The following is a 17003-nucleotide window of genomic DNA, read 5'->3' as shown; positions in this document are numbered from 1 at the left end:
CACCGCCCGACCCGCGAGGACCACCTTCCGCATGACCGCCACCACCTCACCGCGTCTGCCCCGCCCGGACGCCGTCCTCGTACAGGCCGCCATCGCCGGCGCCCTGTCCTTCGCCCATCTCCACGACATCGCCGAGGCCGCCGGACAACACGGCTGGAAAGCCTGGGCCTACCCCGTCTCGGTCGACCTGCTGCTCGTCGTCGCCTGGCAGCGCATGCGGACCCTGCGCACCACCGGACGCCCCACCGGCACCGCCTGGACCTGGTTCGCCATCGCCCTGACCGCCTCCCTCGGCGCCAACGTCGCCACCGCCGGACTCCTCGACCTCGCCCACGTCCCCGCCTGGCTGCGGATCCTCGTCGCCGGATGGCCCGCCCTCGCCTTCTTCGGCGGCACCCTCCTCGCCCACAACGCCACCACGACCGCCGCCGAGCCCGAGCCCGCTGAGGCCGCACCCGTCCTGCACGACCACCTCAAGCCCGCTACAACTCCCCCCGCAGCCGACCCCACTCCACCGGCGGAAGCAGAACGCGACGACCAGCTCGACGACGGGCCACAGGCCACGGGTGACGACAAGACCCCGCCCGTCGACCGGAAGCCGGTCGTGGGGACCAAGCGGACCGGACGCAGGCCCGCCGCCTCGATGCACGAGCTGGCCGAGATCGCTCGCCCAGCCGTGGAACAGCACGGCCCCACCCAGGCCGTGATCAGGACCGCCCTGCGCGAAGCCGGCATACCCATCGCCAGCGACCGCCTCGGCAAGCTGACCCAGCGATTCAAGGACGAGCAGGCCACGCGGCAGGCCGATACGCAGGCCAGCCGCTCGGCCGCATGACGCCGCCCGATCGCCTCGGCTCGCCTGCTCCGGAACTACCCGGGCAGGCGAGCCGGCCTCCCTTCCGCACAGCCACCAGCACCCCACACGCCGCCGGTGGGAACACCGGAAGTCCCGAAACCCCGCCCCCTACACCGGATATCCGGCACCGCCAAACCGGATCCCTACCCGACCATCACCCCGAGTGCTGCACACACCTCGTGCCTGCTCCGCCCACCCCGACCGGAAATCCGGAGGACTCCTTGCCCGCCCCGCAGCCCCGCCGCGATCCCGCCCGTACCGTTCCCGAGGAGGGTGCCAAGGGCGGTAGGCTGATCGGCCGTCTGCTTCGCGCGTTCGGTAACTCGGCTCCTGGCGGAGCCAGTTGTACCCAGTCTCCGACACTTCGCGCGGGTCTGGGATTCTCCGCCCCAGGGGTGGCGGAGGAGGCCCGGCGCGAGGGCGCGCCAAGCCAGGAGGTCCAGGCCGAGGGCGGCCTGGCCCCGGAGAAGCTCGACGTCCTGCAGCGCGACATCCTCGCCCGCGTTCGAGCCGACCTGAGCGCCGACGAGCTGCCCTCCGCCGTCGATGACGAGAGCATCCGTGCCGCCCGTGCCGCGTTCCTGCACGAGAACACCGCAGCCCTCGACGTCCCGGAACTGAACGCCCCCGAAGGGGGCCAGCCGATGCCGAAGGGCAAGCACCGCAAACACACCGGAACCCGCCGCACGGCGCGCGTCGGACCGGTCAGCTACACCCCGCTGGAACACGCCCAGCTACTCGACGCCGCCGACCGCCACGGATACGGCGACACGATCTCCGGATACGTCGGCGACATCTCGCTGGCGTTCATCCGGGGCGAGTTCACCGTCGACCTTCCCCTGCACACCGACCGCCTCGCCCTGCAGGAGTTCCGGGCCGAGGTCCGCCAGGAGATCAACGCCATCGGCAACAACATCAACCAGATGGTCCACGTCCTCCACCGCGACGACCGCCTCGAACCCGACAGCCGCGAGCGCCTGATCCGTCTGGAAGACCTGCTCCGCGACATCGCCGAAGCCCTGCTCATCCCCACCAGCCCCGAAGGAGGCCGGCACCCGTGATCCCCTCCATCAAGGCCCCCGGCCACAACACCCGCGGACTGCTCGCCTACCTCTACGGGCCCGGCCGCCACGACGAGCACCTCGACCCGCACATCGTCGCCTCCTTCAGCCCGCTCGGGCTGCGCGACCCCGGCCGCGACCCGCAGGCCACGCTTACCCAGCTCGCCCGGATCCTCGACGAGCCGGTCAACCTGCGCAACAGCGGCTTCGGCAAGAAGGTCACCGACCACGTCTGGCACTGCCCCGTCCGCGCCGCTCCCGGCGACCGCTACCTCTCCGACGCCGAATGGGGTGAGATCGCCCGCCGCATCGTCCACGCCGCCGGCATCGCCCCTGACCGTGATCCGCACGGTTGCCGCTGGATCGCCGTCCGCCATGCCGACGACCACATCCACATCCTCGCCACCACCGTCCGCGAGGACGGCCGACGCCCCAAGCTCCACAACAGCGGCAAACGCGCCCAGGCCGAAGCCCGCGCCATCGAGAAGGAACTCGGCCTTCACCAGGTCCAGCCCGGCGACCGCACCGGCGAGCGCCGCCGCACCCAGGCCGAGATGCACAAGGCCGACCGCCTCGGCTGGCAGCAGACCAGCCGCGACTGGCTCCGGGACCGCATCCGCGACGCCATCCCCCACACCACCAACGCGGAGGAGCTCCTCGCCTACCTTCAGGCCGACGGCATCGAGGTCAAGATCCGCCGCTTCCCGTCCGGCGATCTCCAGGGCTACGCCGTCGGCCGACCCGGCGACACCAACGCCAAGGGCGAGCAGATCTACATCCCCGGCAGCAAGATCGCCCCCGACCTCTCCCTGCCCAAGCTCCAGGCCCGCCTCACAGCCGGCACCCCGGAGGAACACCCCACCGCCCGGCGCAACCGACCTTCCACCAGCTGGCAGCGCACCACTGACGCCCTCGACACCCTCTACCAGCACCTGACCGAAGACACCGCTGGCGCTGGCGACGGGGACGGCGCGTTGGCGCAGGCACAGATCACCGCACTGGGCGACATCATCAACGCCACCGCCCAGACCGCGCCCCAGGAACTGCGGGCAGAACTGCGAGCCGCCACCCGGGCATTCGCCCGCGCCCAGCGCTCCCAGGTCCGCGCCGACCACCAGGCCGCCGCCGACCTGCGCCGCGCCGCCCGCGACATCATCCACGCAGGCGACGGCCCCGACGGCAACGCACTCACCGTGATGATCGCGGCCCTGGTGTGGGCGGCGATCCTCACCAGCCGCTGGCACCAGGCCCGCGGCCACGCCCAGCAGGCCCAAGCCGCACAGCAAGCCGTCCAGCACCTCCAGACCGCCTACGACCAGGCCGCGACCGAACAACTCGCCGCCCTCACGCACCGCCGGCCCAAGCCGGAGATCACCAACACCCTCGCCGGAGACGTCCGCTCCGCCGTCCCCGACCACGCCCAGCGCATCCTCGCCGACCCCAACTGGCCCGCGCTGGCCACCGTCCTCGCCGACGCCCAAGCCCTCGGCCACCAGCCCCGACACCTCCTCCAGGAAGCCGCCGCCCGCCGCGAACTCACCACCGCCCGCCAGCCCGCCAAGGTCCTCCTCGGCCGCATCCAGCACACCAGCCGCAACCCCGAACGCAACCTGGCCGCCGAGGCCGCCCGCCGCCGCTCACCCGCCGCGATCGCACTCGGCGTTCGTACCGCCGCCCCCACCGACCCCGCGGTCGTGCCCACCGCCGCTGCCCGCACCACGCCCAACCGCAGCCGCTGACGCCGTCAGGTGTCGATGTGATGTCGTCTTCGGCGGCCGGGAACATCCCGGCCGCCATACGTCTTGTGGTGTCGCTGGAACCGTCACCGGACGAAGGGCACCACACTGATCAACCGCCGCCACGACGAGAACGCCCACCGCCCCACCACCATCCGAGCCGTCCCCCACCCCGACGAACTCGACGCCCGCGGAATCCCGATCAGCTGCCCCCACTGCCGGGCCCGCCGCGACTGGCTCCTCCTCAACGTCCGCGAGCACGTCTTCATCCGCTGCCGGTGCGCGTACGAGTGGCACGAGCCCGACCTCACCCGCGCCTTCTTCGAGCAGCACTTCACCGCCCCCGAGGAGGAGTGGGGCGACTTCGACACCGCCATGAGAGCGCTCGCGTTCGACGGCCTGCTGGCGGGCACTACGTGGGATTAGCCGCGGGCGCTTGGTGGGGCCAACGCTCGGACAGCGTTGGTCCCACCAACTCATTCAGGAGGCATCCGCTCAGGCAGCCATAGCGGGCAGAGCCTGCAGGCGCTCGCGGAACTCGGCGACAGCGGGCTCAGTGGCGTAGGGCTCGAGGTAGCCGTCGAACTTGGTGAGGCGGCTGACGGCACGAACGGAGTGGACCTTCGTTTCGAGAAGGCCGAGGCCACGGTTGGCGGCGTCGAGGGCGCCGTCGAGGTCCTTGCCGGCGAGGCGGGCGGTGGCCAGGCGGCCGGAGCGGACAGCCTGGTCGCGGGGGACAGCGTGGTCGATGGAGGAGGCAAGGGCGCTGGTGGCCCGGTCGACCTCGCCGGCGCGGAGCAGGACCTTGCCCTCGGTGGAGCTGAGCTGAGCGTCGCCGTACCAGGAGAGCCAGGTCGGGAGCTTATCGCCGCCGTTCCTGGACCAGAGGTCATGGGCGCGGTTGAGGGCGGCGGCGGCCCTCTTGTGCTGGCCGTCGCGGGAGAGGCTTTCGGCGTGGTGGAGTTCGAGGTAGCTGCGGACGCCGGGCTGCATCGTCGCGGGGGTGTTGTCGAGCGCGGTCTCGACCTGGGCGACTCGTTCGGCGGGGTTTCCGGCGTCGGAGAGGTGGACGCCCATCTCGGCGAGCAGGAAGGCGCCGAGAGCGTCGTCGCCGATGGTCTTCGCGGCCCGCAGGGCACCGAGGTAGTACTGCTGGCCGGCTGAGCGCAGGCCGCTGTCGTAGGCCATCCAGCCGGCGATGTAGTTGACCTGGGCGGCCAGGCCGTAGAGGCGGACCTCAACGTCTTCAGTGTGGCGGCCCTGCTTGAGCAGGGTGGTGATGATGGCGAGGTCGCCGCGGGCCTGCTCGATGAGGCGGGCGCCGCCCATCTGGGCATCCAGGGTCTGGAGGGTGGCCACGCGGGCTTCGAGGGTGTCCGCCATGGAATCGGTCACCTGATCGCCGCGCAGGGCGGAGGCGAAGGCAGGTGAGGCCGCAGCCCAGCTCGCGGCGACGGTGGCCATGGCGGCCCCGGTGATGGTGAGAAAGCCCCGCCGATCCATATGACCACTCCTGACCAGTTCCACCAGTACGTCCACGGTACCGGCCTTTGTCCATGGCGCCGTGATGCCGGTCACTTCCCAGACCGGGAGCCACCGCGGCCACGGATTGGCAACCAGAGTACGGGGGTTGACGCCAAGTAGGTCGGCCAGAACGAACTGTGCATCAGGCTCGGGTTCCTGACCCTGCTCCCACTTCCACACCAGCGTCCGGTTGGTCGCCAGGTGGATCTTCAGCGCGGCACCGTGGTCGCGCATCATGCGCGCGAACTGGATCTTTCCCCACCCGCGTAACCGCATCAGGTGGGTGAGCGGGTGGACTGCCAGAACGTCTGAGCTCATCTCAACCCCCCAGCGATTCATGACCTGTTGGTGAGCGTACTGCTACCCGCTGTGGCGTGGGCCGCATCGACCAGAAACCCCCCAGAAACGTTCCGAGTTGCGCTGCGGCCCGGCGAACCTGTACCGGCCGCCCGACCCCGGAGGCCAGCGAGGAGGGAGGAGCCATGGAGGCAGTCCAAAGGCCGCATCAGAGCCGTCAGGGCAGGCACCGCGGCGCACACCGTGACCCGGTCGGGACAGCGCTCGCCGTGCTGTGGGGCCTGGGGCACGTCGTCACACTCGCGCTGCTCGGGGTCGCCACCGACCATCAGCTCAGCACTGACCACCCGGTCGCGGCGCCGCCCCCACGATCCCTTCCCGATCGCGATCCGGCCGTCTGAACCCCGGGCCCACGCTGCCACGACGGCCCGCCACGAAGCCGAAACCCGCCCGAAGACTTGGAGGACACGCACCGTGCCACGCCTGCAAGCAGCACTGCCCTACCCGCGAGACCCCGCAGCCACGACATTGCCCGCGGCCTTCGCCCGCCGTACCGCAGTCGTCACCGGTGCTGCCGGGTTCATCGGCTCGCATCTGTGCGAGCGCCTGCTGAGCCTGGGGGCAGAGGTGATCGGCGTCGACAACCTGCTGACCGGCCGCCTCGACAACCTGGCCGGCCTGCGCTCGGCCGGCGGCTTCCGTTTCCAGACTGACGACGTGACCCGACCGTTCACGGTGGCCGGTCCGGTGGACTTCGTCTTCCACCTCGCGTCGCCCGCCTCGCCGCTCGACTATGCCCGCCACCCGCTTGCCACGCTGAAGGTCGGCGCGATGGGCACGCTCAACGCCCTGGAACTGGCCGAGACCAAGCACGCCCGGTTCCTGCTGGCTTCAACCTCCGAGGTGTACGGCGACCCGCTCGTGCACCCGCAGCCCGAGCAGTACTGGGGCAACGTCAACCCGGTCGGCCCCCGCAGCGTCTACGACGAGGCCAAGCGGTACGCCGAGGCGCTTACCTCCTGCTTCGAGCGCACCGGCAGCACCCGCACCCGCATCGTGCGGATCTTCAACACCTACGGCCCGAGGATGCGCGCCGACGACGGCCGTGCGGTGCCCGCCTTCCTACAGCAGGCGCTGGCAGGCGAGCCGATCACGGTGGCCGGCGACGGCAGCCAGACCCGCTCGCTGTGCTTCGTGTCCGACACCGTCGAGGGCCTGCTCGCCGCCGCCACCGCGGATTACCCCGGCCCGGTGAACCTGGGCAACCCGGACGAGATCACCATGCTGCAGCTCGCCGAGGAGATCCGGGCGATGACCAGCTCCGCCTCCGTCGTCACCTTCGTCCCGCTGCCCACCGACGACCCCAAGCGCCGCTGCCCCGACATCACCGCTGCCCGTGCCCACCTCGGCTGGGAGCCCACCACGCATCTGCGCGACGGCCTGCGCCAGACCCTCGTCTGGGCCCAGAAGCACTTCCCCCTCCAGGCCGCTACCCCTGGAAGGAGCGCCTCGTGAACACTGCCCCGCGCCCGCTTCCCGCACTCGTCTGCGGGGTCGACGACGGATACGCCCGCCCGCTGCGGACGCTGATGCACTCGATCGCCGCCGCCCACCCCGGCAGCGTCGACGAGCTTCGCCTGATCGTCCTCGACCAGCAGATCAGCGAGGCCAACCGGAAGGCGGTCCTGCGGGATGCCGACCGCATCGGCCTCGCCACCGAGCTACGGCCGGCACCGGCGACCGACCCGCTCTACCCGGTCTCCGACTGGGTCAGCGGCGCGGTGTACGTGCGGCTGGCCATCCCGGAGGTCATCCCGGACGAGCGGCGGGTGCTCTACCTGGACGCCGACACCATGGTGCTCGGTGACCTCCGGCCGCTGCTGCGGCAGTCCCTCGACGGGCGCCCGATCGGGGCGGTGCGCGACCCTCAGAACCCGGTCATCGGCCGCGGCATCCAACTTCCCGGCTGGGAGGAACTCGGCGTCCCGTACGGCAGGGACTACTTCAACAGCGGCGTCATGCTCATCGACCTCGACCGGTGTGAGCGGCTGGGCCTCTTCGACCGCTCCCGGGAGTTCCTGTCCGAGCACCCCGACAAGGTCCGGTTCTGGGACCAGGACGCCCTGAACTGGGCCGTCGATGACAACTGGCAGCGCCTGGACCGGCGGTGGAACACCTTCGCCATGTCCCCGCAGGCCACCGCGCCCGGGTTCATCCACTACGCCGAGGCCGACAGCCCCCTCGCCCAGCTCCTCCAGGACGAGAAGACCGCCGCCCTCGTGCACTTCGCCGGCCCCGACAAGCCATGGCAGGACACCTACCCGGCCAGCTCACTGCGGGATACCTACCGGCTGTTCCACGACTACGTCCACGCTGGCGGCATCGAGTGAACGCTGACGCCCGGAAGCCGCTGTGGCGAAGCACGGCCTGGTGGATCGCCGCCGCCGTGGCCGCGCGCAACCTGAACGGTCAGCGGCAGGTCCGCCGGACGCTGGCCTGGGCCGACCGACCCGCGCCGACTGGAGACAGGCGGTCGGCGTTCCCCTTGGTGCTGCACGTGGTCATCCCGGTGCTGCGGGAGCAACAGCAGATCCCCGCCGCCCTTTCCTGGTTCGTCCCTCTCCTGCGCAACTTCCCCGGCTCAACGCTGACCATGGTGACCACAGCCCGTGAGGAGGCTGAGCGGCAGCACCTGGCCGCCAAATTGGCGGGGGCGACGGCGGCCGACCTCACGGTGGAGCGCTTCCCTCAGCTGACCGACGACGAGCTGGCCGCCCTCGGCAAGGCCCTTCCCGGCACCATCGATGGCTCGCTGACCGGGGCCCTGGCCGCCGAGGTGCTGTCCAGCTTCCCCACCACGGCGGAGGTCGTCACGGCGGAACTCGCGCGCCTGCCGGAGCCGCATCGGATGGTCCGGCACGTCCACTACCGAGGGGACGGGCGCAAGGCCGCACAGGTGAATGCCGCCGTCGACCAGCTCTCCACCGCCGGAGCGGACCAGGAGTACATCGCCGTCTACGACGTGGACTCCCGCCCGAGCCGCGAGCTGCTGGACCGGACCGCCGATTTCCTGGCCCACCGCCAGGCCAACGACGGCGGACTCCCATGCGTCGTCCAGCAGTCGGCTCGCTTCGCCACCCAGAACACGGCCGGCACCTGGTGGGAGCGGAGCCTGTGCCGAGGCGCCGCCCGCGCTCAGACCCTATGGACCCTTCGCCGCGAGATCCCCAACCTCCGCCGTTACGCCGACGCTGCCCGCCGCCCGCACGCCACCCCCCGTCTGCCGGGACTGGCCCAGACCGTCGGCCACGGCCTCCTCGTTCGCATGGACGTCTTCCGGCAGGTCGGCGGGCTGCCTACCTTCACGGTGCTCGACGACGTCGCCTTCGGCTACCGGCTCACCGTGGACGGCATCCCGGTGGACAGCCTGCCCTTCACCACCACCGTGCCGGCGGCCGAATACCTGCGCGAGCTGCTCGCCCAGAGCGAGCGCTGGTTCCAGAGCTACCTCGACTACCCGCAGTGCGCCGCCCGCTGGCACGCCGAAGGTCACGGCAGCAGCCGCGACCACGCGGCGGCCCTGACCATCGGCGCCTACCGGGGCATGGCCTGGCTGCTGGTGTCCCCTGCAACCGCTGGTTGTCTGGCCCTCGCACTCGGCCCGCGCACGCGCCTGCCCACCCGGGCAGCAGCCGCGACGGCGCTCTGGGCAGCCACCGTCGCACCCGTCCGTGCCCTCGCCGCAGCCGAAGGCCGACATCTGACGGTGCGGGAGACCGCCGTGCGAAGCGCGGAGACGCTGGCCGGGCTCCTGCTCAAGAGCGCTGGCCCGCTGACCGCGCTCGGCCGCTGGGCGGTCACCGGCACCCGACACGCCGCGCTCGCTCCCAAGAGCAACCGCCGCACCGCCCCATCCACCACCACGGACAGGGAGTTCGCGTGATCCTCGGCATCGAGGGCGTCAGCTGCGTCGGCAAGACCACGCTGGCCGCCCAACTCGCACCCCACCTCGACAGGCCCGCCGTCATCCCCTGCTACTACCACGCCAGCCCCGACCCCACCCGGCTGCCGGCCCCCGAGCCGTTCACAGCCGAGCACCAGTTGGCCAACATCGTCCAGTTCCTGGACGTCGAGGACCTGCGGCTCGCCCGAGCCAGGCACGCCCTCGCCGAGGGCCGAGACGTGATCCTCGACCGCACCGTGGACACCCTCCTCGCCCACGCCCACGCCGTCGGCCGGATGCACGGCTTCGACTGTGACAACCAGGCCCGGCACCTGGTTACCGGCCGTCCGGTGGCGATGCCCGACCTGACGATCGTGCTCACCGCCGACCCGGACGTGCTCGCCCGTCGGGCACGCCTGCGCAAGGGCATGCCGACGATCTTCTACGACCGGCACTTCAGCGAGCACTTCAACGCCTACCTCGCGCACCCGCTCGCCCCGACCGTCGCCCTGCTGGACGCCACGAGTGGCTCGCTCGATGACCTCACCGCACGCGTCCTCGACCACGTCCGCCGCCACCAGGCTGCCCAGCACCGCTCCGGCCCTGCACCCAGGCCGCACCCGCTCAAGGAGGCGTCGTGAAGGCCGTGATCATCGGCTGCGGTGCCATCGCCAGCCGCTGGGTCCGCTCCCTGCTCGCCGACAGGCGCGTTGAGATCACCGCCCTCGTCGACCCCGACCAGCAGGCCGCCCAAGCCCTGGCCGCCAGGTACGGGCTGAACCCGGCCTTCGCGACGACGCTCCCCGGCGCGCTCGCCTTGGCCGAAGCCGACGTCGTCGTCAACCTCACCCCACCCGAACTCCACTACCCCGTCAGCCGATCGGCGCTCGCCCAGGGTCTGCACGTCCTGACCGAGAAGCCGCTCGCCCTGAACCTGCCCGACGCCCTCGACCTCGTCCACCTCGCCCGCGAACGCGGCCTGCTGCTGGCCGTCATGCACAACCGGGGCACCGACCCCGACTTCCTCGCCTTCGCCGACACGGTTCACTCCCGCAGCCGGGCACCGTTCGCCATCACCGCCGACTCCCTGGTCACCCTGCCCGGCCCAGGCTTCCGCGCCGGACAGCACCTGCCCGTCACCACGGACCTCGCCATCCACGCCTTCGACCAGGTCCGCGTGCTGATCACCGCACCGCCCACAGAGGTCATCTGCACCGAGACGGCGACCGGCTTCCTCGCGGCCCACAGCTCGATCGCCACGGTCACCGTCCACTTCGCCGACGGCTCCCTGTTCACCTACCGGGGCGGGTACATCGTCGACCCGGCCCTGCGAACCGACGCGGGCGGTGACTGGCGGGTGGAGAGCCGGGGCTTCGCCGCCCGATGGACCCCGGACCCCCACCGAGCGCGGAACGCGCCCGAGGCCGGGCCGCCGGCCTACCAGCGGTGCATCACCGCCATGGTCGACGCCCTCCACCAGGACCATCCCCTGCCGGTACCCGCCGCCGACAACCTTCCCTCCATCGCCCTGCTGGACGCCGCGCTCACCTCCGCCGCCCACCGCCGCCCCGTCCCCGTGCCGGAGGTGCCCCATGGCCGCCACTGACGCCGTGGTCAGCCGCCCGCACCCGCTGCTGGTCAACGCGCTTGCCGCGGCGGGCTTCGACGCCGCCGGAGCGCGCTTCACCCCGCTCAAGGCCGGGACGGACAGCCTCCCCTTCGCGGTCACCACCCACGCCGGTGACAACCTGGTCGTCAAGGTCCGCCGCGCGGGCAGTCGCTCGCGCTACCCGACCGCCGCCTGGGCATCGGCCCGCATGCGCGAGGCCGGTATCCCGGCCGCCGAGATCCTCTGGCACAGCCGGGAAGCCTGCGTGGAGACCCGCTGCCCCGGCCGCCCCCTCGAAGCCGAGCCGCCCACGCCGCAGGACCTGGACGCGGCGGCCCGCGCGGGCGAGATGCTCCGGCGCCTGCACAGCATCCAGGTCGGCAGCTTCGGCCAGCTCGACGGCCACGGCATCGGCCAGCACGCCACCATCCAGGGCTGGTTCCTCAGCCTCGCGGCCCGCAGCGTCCCGAGCCTCGACGGCCTGGACCTGCCCGGGCTGCTGAACCGCACCCGCTTCATCCTGGACGTCGGATCGCCCCGCCTGGCCGAAGGCCGACCCCGGTTGCTGCACGGCGACTGGGTCGGCCGGCACCTGTTCACCAACGGCCGGCAGATCACCGGCATCGTCGACCTGGAGAGCGTGCGCGGCGGCGACCCGCTGGCCGAACTCGCCGGGTGGTCGCTGCGCGAACCGGCCCCGATGACCGCGGCCCTGCTCGACGGCTACTTCGACGGCCCGCTGCCCGCCGACCACCTGCTGCCGCTCGTCCTGTTCCGCCTGCGCATCGCCTACTCGCTGCTGCAGTTCCACGCCTCCTGCGACGACCAGGACATGGTCCGGCTGCGGGCCGCACAGCTCCAGGCCGACCTCGACGACCTCGACCACGGCCACCTCTCCGCGATCCCGCGCATCACCCCCGACGCCGACTCCAGCGCGCGACGCCGCCCATGACCCCGTCCAGCCTCCGCTCACTCCCCCGCCCGGAAGGAAACCCGTGAACGACCCTGCCGTCACCCTCCCGTTCCCCCGCGAGCCCAAGTACGGGCAGGCCGAGAAGGACGCCGTCCTCAAGCTCCTCGACGAAGGTCACCTGTCCGAGATCAACCGAGGCCCGGCCACCAACGCCCTCGAAGCCGCGTTCGCCCGCCTCACGGGCACCCGCCACGCGCTGTCGTTCAACTCCGGCACCGCCTCCCTGCACGCCGCCCTCCACGCGGTCGGCGCCAGTCCCCAGGCTGGCGTCGCCGTCTCCCCGATGACCTGGGTCTCCGCCATCACCGCCGTCTTCCAGGCCGGCAGCTACCCCGTCTTCTGCGACATCGAGCCGGACAGCCCGAACATCGCCCCCACCGCCGTCGCCGAGGCCGCCCCCGCCTGCTCCGCGGTCCTCGCCACTCACACCTGGGGCATCCCCGCCCGCATGGACCAGCTCGCCAAGGCCACCGGCCTGCCGATCGTCGAGGACTGCTCGCACGCCCACGGAGCGCTCTACCAGGGCCGCGCCGTCGGCTCCTGGGGTGCTGCCGGATGCTTCAGCCTCCAGGAATCCAAGTCCGTCTCCGGCGGAGAGGGCGGCATCCTGACGACCACGGACCGCGAGGTCTACGAGCGGGCCCTCACCCTCGGCCACCACCCCGCCCGCCTGGCCGCCGAGCTCACCCTGCCCGAGCTGAAGCCGTTCGCCACCACCGGTGCCGCCTACAAGTACCGGATGCCCGCCGTGTCCGCCGTCATCGCCCGCCAGCAGCTGCGATCCCTCCCCGACCGGATGCTGGCCGCCGAGCAGAACCTCGCCACTCTCCGCAAGGTGTTGGAGGAGTGCGACGCGCCCGTCACCTGGCCCTCGATCGGCGAGCTGTCCGTGCGCGGCTGGTACGGCACCCCGTTGACGATCAACGTCCGCGTGCCGGACCCGGCCGAGCTGAGCAAGCAGCTCAAGGCCGCCGGCATCCCCGTCCGCTCCATGTACGAGGACTGGACGCAGGCCCCGCTCCTCCAGCGCCCGGACCTGGCCGCCCGGTTCTGGCCGCACCTGGCCCGCAGCCCCTACCGGCCGCCGACCATCGACGCACTGCCGAACTTCCACAAGGCGATGCGCCAGATGATCGTCCTCAAGGTGCCGCAGCTCCTGGCCCCGGACTACATGGAGCAGGTCGCCGAGGCCCTCGCCGCCGTACTGGTCCGCACGCTGGTCACGGCATAGCCGCGAACGCCTCCTGCACGTCCTCACGCCGCTCGGTCCACCAGGCCAGGAAGCGCTCGGCGGGTAGGAACAGGTGGTCGCAGGAGTGGTCGTCCCGGTCGTAGTGGAAGACCAACTGCCAGTAGTCGGACATGCGCTTCCACCACAGCCGCTCCACCGCATCCGCCAGGGCCGGCACCGGGATCGGCACCACCGACCGGTAGCCGGCCACGAACGCGGAGGTCCGCTCCAGGTCGAGGAAGCCGTCCTCGCCGCCGAACTGCACGGTGGCAGTGCGGGCGACCTCCTCGCCGAACGGCCGCACCCGGATGCGATCCCAGTCGATCACCCCGGCGATCTTGCCGTCCCGCCACAGCACGTTGCGGTGCTGCACGTCACCGTGCGTCCAGCCCACTGGGTCGGCCGCCACCTCGGTGGTGGGTCGTTCGCTGCCGTACTTGTCGAGCAGCGTCTTGCGCTCGCCCAGCGCCTGGACCGCCTCGGCATCGAACGCCGTCGGGCTCTCCAGAGCGGCAATCAGCGCGAGGAAGCGGTCCGCCTCAGCGTGCGCGGCACCCGGTGTAGTCACCGGGGCGGCCGACGGCTCCGATGCCTGCGGCAGCAGGCGGGCGAAGTCAGTGGCTGAAGTACTGGAAGATCAGGAGGTCATCGCCGGTGAACACCGACGATCTGGAGTCCGCCCTGTTCGGGGCTGAGCTGCGGGTACTGAATATCCAGACCAAGCTGCACCGTTGGGCTCGTGATGATCCTCATCGCAGGTTCGACGACCTGTTCAATCTCGTTGCCGACCCGGGCTTCCTTCTGGTGGCCTGGGATCGGGTGCGGGGCAACAAGGGTGCACGTACTGCCGGGGTGGACGGACGCACGGCGTCGTCCATCGAGCTGGGAACGGGGGTCGAGGAGTTCCTCGGCATGCTGCGGTCGCAGATCAAGGACTGTAGTTTCCGTCCCCTGCCGGTGCGGGAGCGGATGATCCCCAAGGCGGGCGGCAAGCTGCGTCGCCTGGGGATCGCGACGATCACCGACCGGGTGGTGCAGGCATCCTTGAAGCTGGTGCTGGAGCCGATCTTCGAGGCGGATTTCCTCCCGTGTTCCTACGGGTTCCGCCCGAACCGCCGGACCCATGACGCGGTGGCCGAGGTGCGTCTGCTCACGTCCAAGAAGTACGAGTGGATCGTGGAAGGCGACATCAAGGCCTGCTTCGACGAGATCTCGCACACGGCCCTGATGGACCGGGTGCGGGCACGAGTCGGAGACAAGCGCGTCCTGGCTCTGGTGAAGGCGTTCCTCAAGGCGGGCATCCTCGGTGAGGACGGTCTGCTGCGGGACAACGACACCGGCACCCCGCAGGGTTCGATCCTCTCGCCGTTGCTCAGCAACGTGGCTCTCTCGGTCCTGGACGAGTTCGTCGCCCGGGCACCCGGAGGTCCCGGAACTGATGTCTACGAGCGCCGGAGGCGCCGACGCCGCAGTCTGCCCAACTTCCGGCTGGTCCGGTACGCGGACGACTGGTGCCTGCTGGTGCACGGCACCCAGGCAGACGCCGAGGCGCTACGCGAGCGGATCGCAGAGGTCCTCACCACGATGGGCCTGCGCCTGTCTCAGGAGAAGACCCTGATCACCCACATCGAGCAGGGCCTGGACTTCCTCGGCTGGCGCATCCAGCGCCACCGAAAACCAGGCACCAACCGGTACTACGTCTACACCTACCCGGCCAAGAAGGCCCTGCGGGCCATCATGGCGAAGGTCAAGACGCTGTGCCGCGAGGTCGGTACGAACCAGCCGCTCGACGCCCTGCTCGCCCGGATCAATCCGGCGGTGCGGGGCTGGTGCGCCTACTTCCGGCCGGGGGTGTCCTTCGCGACCTTCTCCTACCTGCGCAACTACCTGTGGTTCGCGGTCTGGCGATGGGTGCGGCAGAAGCACCCCAAGACGGCCTTGAGGAAGATCTACCGCCAGTACCTTGGGCGTGGATCTTGGTGGGCCAGCGAGAACAGGGAACTGTTCAACCCGATCTCGGTAGGCACCACCACACGCTACCGCTATCGGGGAGCAGCTATCCCCTCTCCCTGGCCGATCACGGGATGAGAACCACCACCACGAGGCCCTTTCGGGGCTTGTGGAGAGCCGGGTGCGGTGCCAAGTCGCATGCCCGGTTCGGGAAGCGGCTCCGGGGAAACGGGCCGGTCGAAAGACTGGAACCGCGCCCCGGGCCGACTTCACCGTTCCACCTCCGGCGGTGAAATCGAGCTGGCAGTGACGGCGGACCGCTGCTGGGCCGAGGTGACTCTCCACGGTGGTTCGCCTGCTTCCCGTTGCAGCTCCTCGAACCATGCGGCTACCCGTTCAGGTGGGGATCATGTGCGTGGCAGTGGCCGGGCCTCCGGGACTGCGGTGCCGCCGGAGTAGTCGCTCACCCGGCGCCGACAAACTGAGACCAAGACCGAAACCACGACACGAAGAAGGCCCCGGCCGGGAACCCGGTCGCGGCCTTCAACTGCCCTGCTGGGCAAAGGCGGAGGATACGAGATTCGAACTCGCGAGGGGTTGCCCAAACACGCTTTCCAACTGTTCTTCCGGCTGTCCGAAGAGGTCCGCGTCAGTCCTGGCCTGCGGCGGAGCGGCCCGGTGGTCGGGCTCTGGACGGTGCCGGACGGGGTGAACGCAACCAAAACTGCAATCAGAGCCAGCCGAGTTCTTCCTACTCAGAAGTCCCCGGATCGGGCTTGTGCGGGCGCGCCGTCGGTCGTTCCCCGGTGTCCCGAGCCTAGGCCCGGCGGGCTCTGCATGGTTGGTGAACGCCGCGCATCGGCGAGCTGCCTCCGATAGCCTGCTTCAGGTGACGGAAGCGATGGACGACGCTACGTGTGGCTCGCGCTACAGCATCATCGAGGAGGACCTGGTGGTCCTCGGCGAGACCTTCGGGCTCGGTGAGGTTCAGGCATGCCGCTTCCTGCCCAACGGCCTGATGAACGGCAACTGGCGGCTCGAGACGGCCGACCGCGCATTCGCACTGAAGCGGATCATGGACGTGCCGTTGTCGCTCGCCCGCCGGAACCTGGCGGTCCTGGCGGAGCTGGCCGCCGCCGGAGTCCCGGTCGGGCGGCCACTGACCACCTTCTCCGGCCAGACCGTGGCGGAGGTCGCGGACCGCGGCTACTGCCTGATCCCCTGGATGGAAGGCAGCCACCAGCCGGGGACCGAGATCACATTGGACCAGGCCGGTGACCTCGGCGTCCTGCTCGGCCAGATCCACCGGAGCCTGAACGACGAGCGGATCTTGCTGGCCCCCTTGGCCCTGCGACCGGCTTTCCCGGTCTCCATGACGGGTCGTTACTCCCGCGACTACTACGGGGCCTCCGCCCCACCCACGGTCCTCAGTCGGCAACGGACCTGCCCACCGCCGCACTGGCTGTCCGGCGGTTCGGGCGATCGCGGATGGTTCCCACGTTCACCACTCGATCGATCGGTCAGGGAGATGCCCAGCTCTACTCCGGCAGCATCGCCACGCCTACGCCGCAGGCCTTCAACGTGGCCTCCCCACCGGAACGGGCATCCAGCTTCGGAGTTGACCCACCCGCCCGAAGGCGGCCGCATCACGCACTGCACACCGGCCCGTATCCACCAGGTTTGAGCCGGCTCGCTGCTTACGGAGCTTCAACCACTGGTTCGCTCTCGCTACACCTTCTGACCTCGCTAGACGGACCCGCACCGTCCGGTAGTACCGGCACGTCCCGCCGTTGTCGGGGCTGCTTACCGCCCTCCCCGGCGTT

Annotated in this window: 15 protein-coding genes; 13 read left to right on the top strand and 2 right to left on the bottom strand. The window is 70.8% G+C overall.

The window, feature by feature from the left end:
* The first annotated feature begins 31 nt into the window (after positions 1-31).
* From F7Q99_RS14120 to F7Q99_RS14105, 4 genes are all read left to right on the top strand, one after another.
* The gene (locus tag F7Q99_RS14120; protein ID WP_153461619.1) at positions 32-835 is read left to right on the top strand and encodes a DUF2637 domain-containing protein; all 804 of its coding nucleotides are present in this window, start codon (positions 32-34) and stop codon (positions 833-835) included.
* A gap of 416 nt (positions 836-1251) precedes the next feature.
* A complete protein-coding gene (gene mobC, locus F7Q99_RS14115; RefSeq protein WP_326846645.1) occupies positions 1252-1917 on the top strand; it encodes a plasmid mobilization relaxosome protein MobC in 666 nt (221 codons plus the stop codon).
* Complete coding sequence (locus F7Q99_RS14110; RefSeq protein WP_326846644.1) at positions 1914-3656, top strand: relaxase/mobilization nuclease domain-containing protein; 1743 nt, start codon at positions 1914-1916, stop codon at positions 3654-3656. Before mobC ends, F7Q99_RS14110 begins: the two co-directional genes overlap by 4 nt.
* A 63-nt stretch (positions 3657-3719) precedes the next feature.
* Positions 3720-4079, top strand: a complete 360-nt coding sequence (locus tag F7Q99_RS14105) for a hypothetical protein (protein ID WP_230210214.1) — start codon at positions 3720-3722, stop codon at positions 4077-4079.
* Between the two features lie 69 nt (positions 4080-4148).
* On the opposite strand, the gene F7Q99_RS14100 is transcribed toward F7Q99_RS14105, so the two are convergent.
* Positions 4149-5495, bottom strand: coding sequence for a transcriptional regulator (locus tag F7Q99_RS14100; RefSeq protein ID WP_153461617.1), 1347 nt, complete (start codon positions 5493-5495; stop codon positions 4149-4151).
* Between the two features lie 453 nt (positions 5496-5948).
* Between F7Q99_RS14100 and F7Q99_RS14095 the strand changes: the two genes are divergently transcribed.
* The 7 genes from F7Q99_RS14095 to F7Q99_RS14065 are packed head-to-tail and all read left to right on the top strand — an operon-like array spanning position 5949 to position 13230.
* Entirely contained in the window at positions 5949-6989 is a 1041-nt protein-coding gene (locus F7Q99_RS14095; RefSeq protein WP_326846643.1) for a UDP-glucuronic acid decarboxylase family protein, read from the top strand.
* Positions 6986-7864, top strand: coding sequence for a glycosyltransferase family 8 protein (locus tag F7Q99_RS14090; RefSeq protein WP_153461615.1), 879 nt, complete (start codon positions 6986-6988; stop codon positions 7862-7864). Before F7Q99_RS14095 ends, F7Q99_RS14090 begins: the two co-directional genes overlap by 4 nt.
* Positions 7861-9417, top strand: coding sequence for a glycosyltransferase family 2 protein (locus F7Q99_RS43135; protein WP_195911062.1), 1557 nt, complete (start codon positions 7861-7863; stop codon positions 9415-9417). Before F7Q99_RS14090 ends, F7Q99_RS43135 begins: the two co-directional genes overlap by 4 nt.
* Positions 9414-10058 carry an AAA family ATPase gene (locus F7Q99_RS43130; RefSeq protein ID WP_195911061.1) on the top strand — a complete coding sequence of 215 codons (645 nt, stop codon included), beginning with the start codon at positions 9414-9416 and terminating at the stop codon, positions 10056-10058. The genes F7Q99_RS43135 and F7Q99_RS43130 overlap by 4 nt, the downstream gene beginning before the upstream one ends.
* Positions 10055-11023, top strand: a complete 969-nt coding sequence (locus F7Q99_RS14075; protein ID WP_153461611.1) for a Gfo/Idh/MocA family protein — start codon at positions 10055-10057, stop codon at positions 11021-11023. Before F7Q99_RS43130 ends, F7Q99_RS14075 begins: the two co-directional genes overlap by 4 nt.
* Complete coding sequence (locus tag F7Q99_RS14070) at positions 11010-11978, top strand: phosphotransferase family protein (RefSeq protein WP_153461609.1); 969 nt, start codon at positions 11010-11012, stop codon at positions 11976-11978. Before F7Q99_RS14075 ends, F7Q99_RS14070 begins: the two co-directional genes overlap by 14 nt.
* 43 nt (positions 11979-12021) lie before the next feature.
* Entirely contained in the window at positions 12022-13230 is a 1209-nt protein-coding gene (locus F7Q99_RS14065) for a DegT/DnrJ/EryC1/StrS family aminotransferase (protein WP_153461607.1), read from the top strand.
* Here the strand turns inward: F7Q99_RS14065 and F7Q99_RS14060 are convergent.
* A complete protein-coding gene (locus F7Q99_RS14060; RefSeq protein ID WP_153461605.1) occupies positions 13220-13834 on the bottom strand; it encodes a phosphotransferase in 615 nt (204 codons plus the stop codon). The two genes, F7Q99_RS14065 and F7Q99_RS14060, sit on opposite strands and share 11 nt — an antisense overlap.
* Positions 13835-13884: 50 nt before the next feature.
* On the opposite strand from F7Q99_RS14060, the gene ltrA reads away from it, so the two are divergent.
* Both ltrA and F7Q99_RS40390 read left to right on the top strand, forming a co-directional pair.
* Positions 13885-15318, top strand: a complete 1434-nt coding sequence (gene ltrA, locus F7Q99_RS14055) for a group II intron reverse transcriptase/maturase (protein WP_326846642.1) — start codon at positions 13885-13887, stop codon at positions 15316-15318.
* Between the two features lie 751 nt (positions 15319-16069).
* Positions 16070-16864 carry a phosphotransferase gene (locus F7Q99_RS40390; protein ID WP_195911060.1) on the top strand — a complete coding sequence of 265 codons (795 nt, stop codon included), beginning with the start codon at positions 16070-16072 and terminating at the stop codon, positions 16862-16864.
* The last annotated feature ends 139 nt before the right edge of the window (positions 16865-17003 follow it).

Source organism: Streptomyces kaniharaensis (genome assembly GCF_009569385.1).
GTDB classification, from domain to species: Bacteria; Actinomycetota; Actinomycetes; order Streptomycetales; family Streptomycetaceae; genus Kitasatospora; species Kitasatospora kaniharaensis.
The sequence above is the reverse complement of the archived record's forward strand: the minus strand, read 5'-3'. Positions and strand labels throughout refer to the sequence as shown.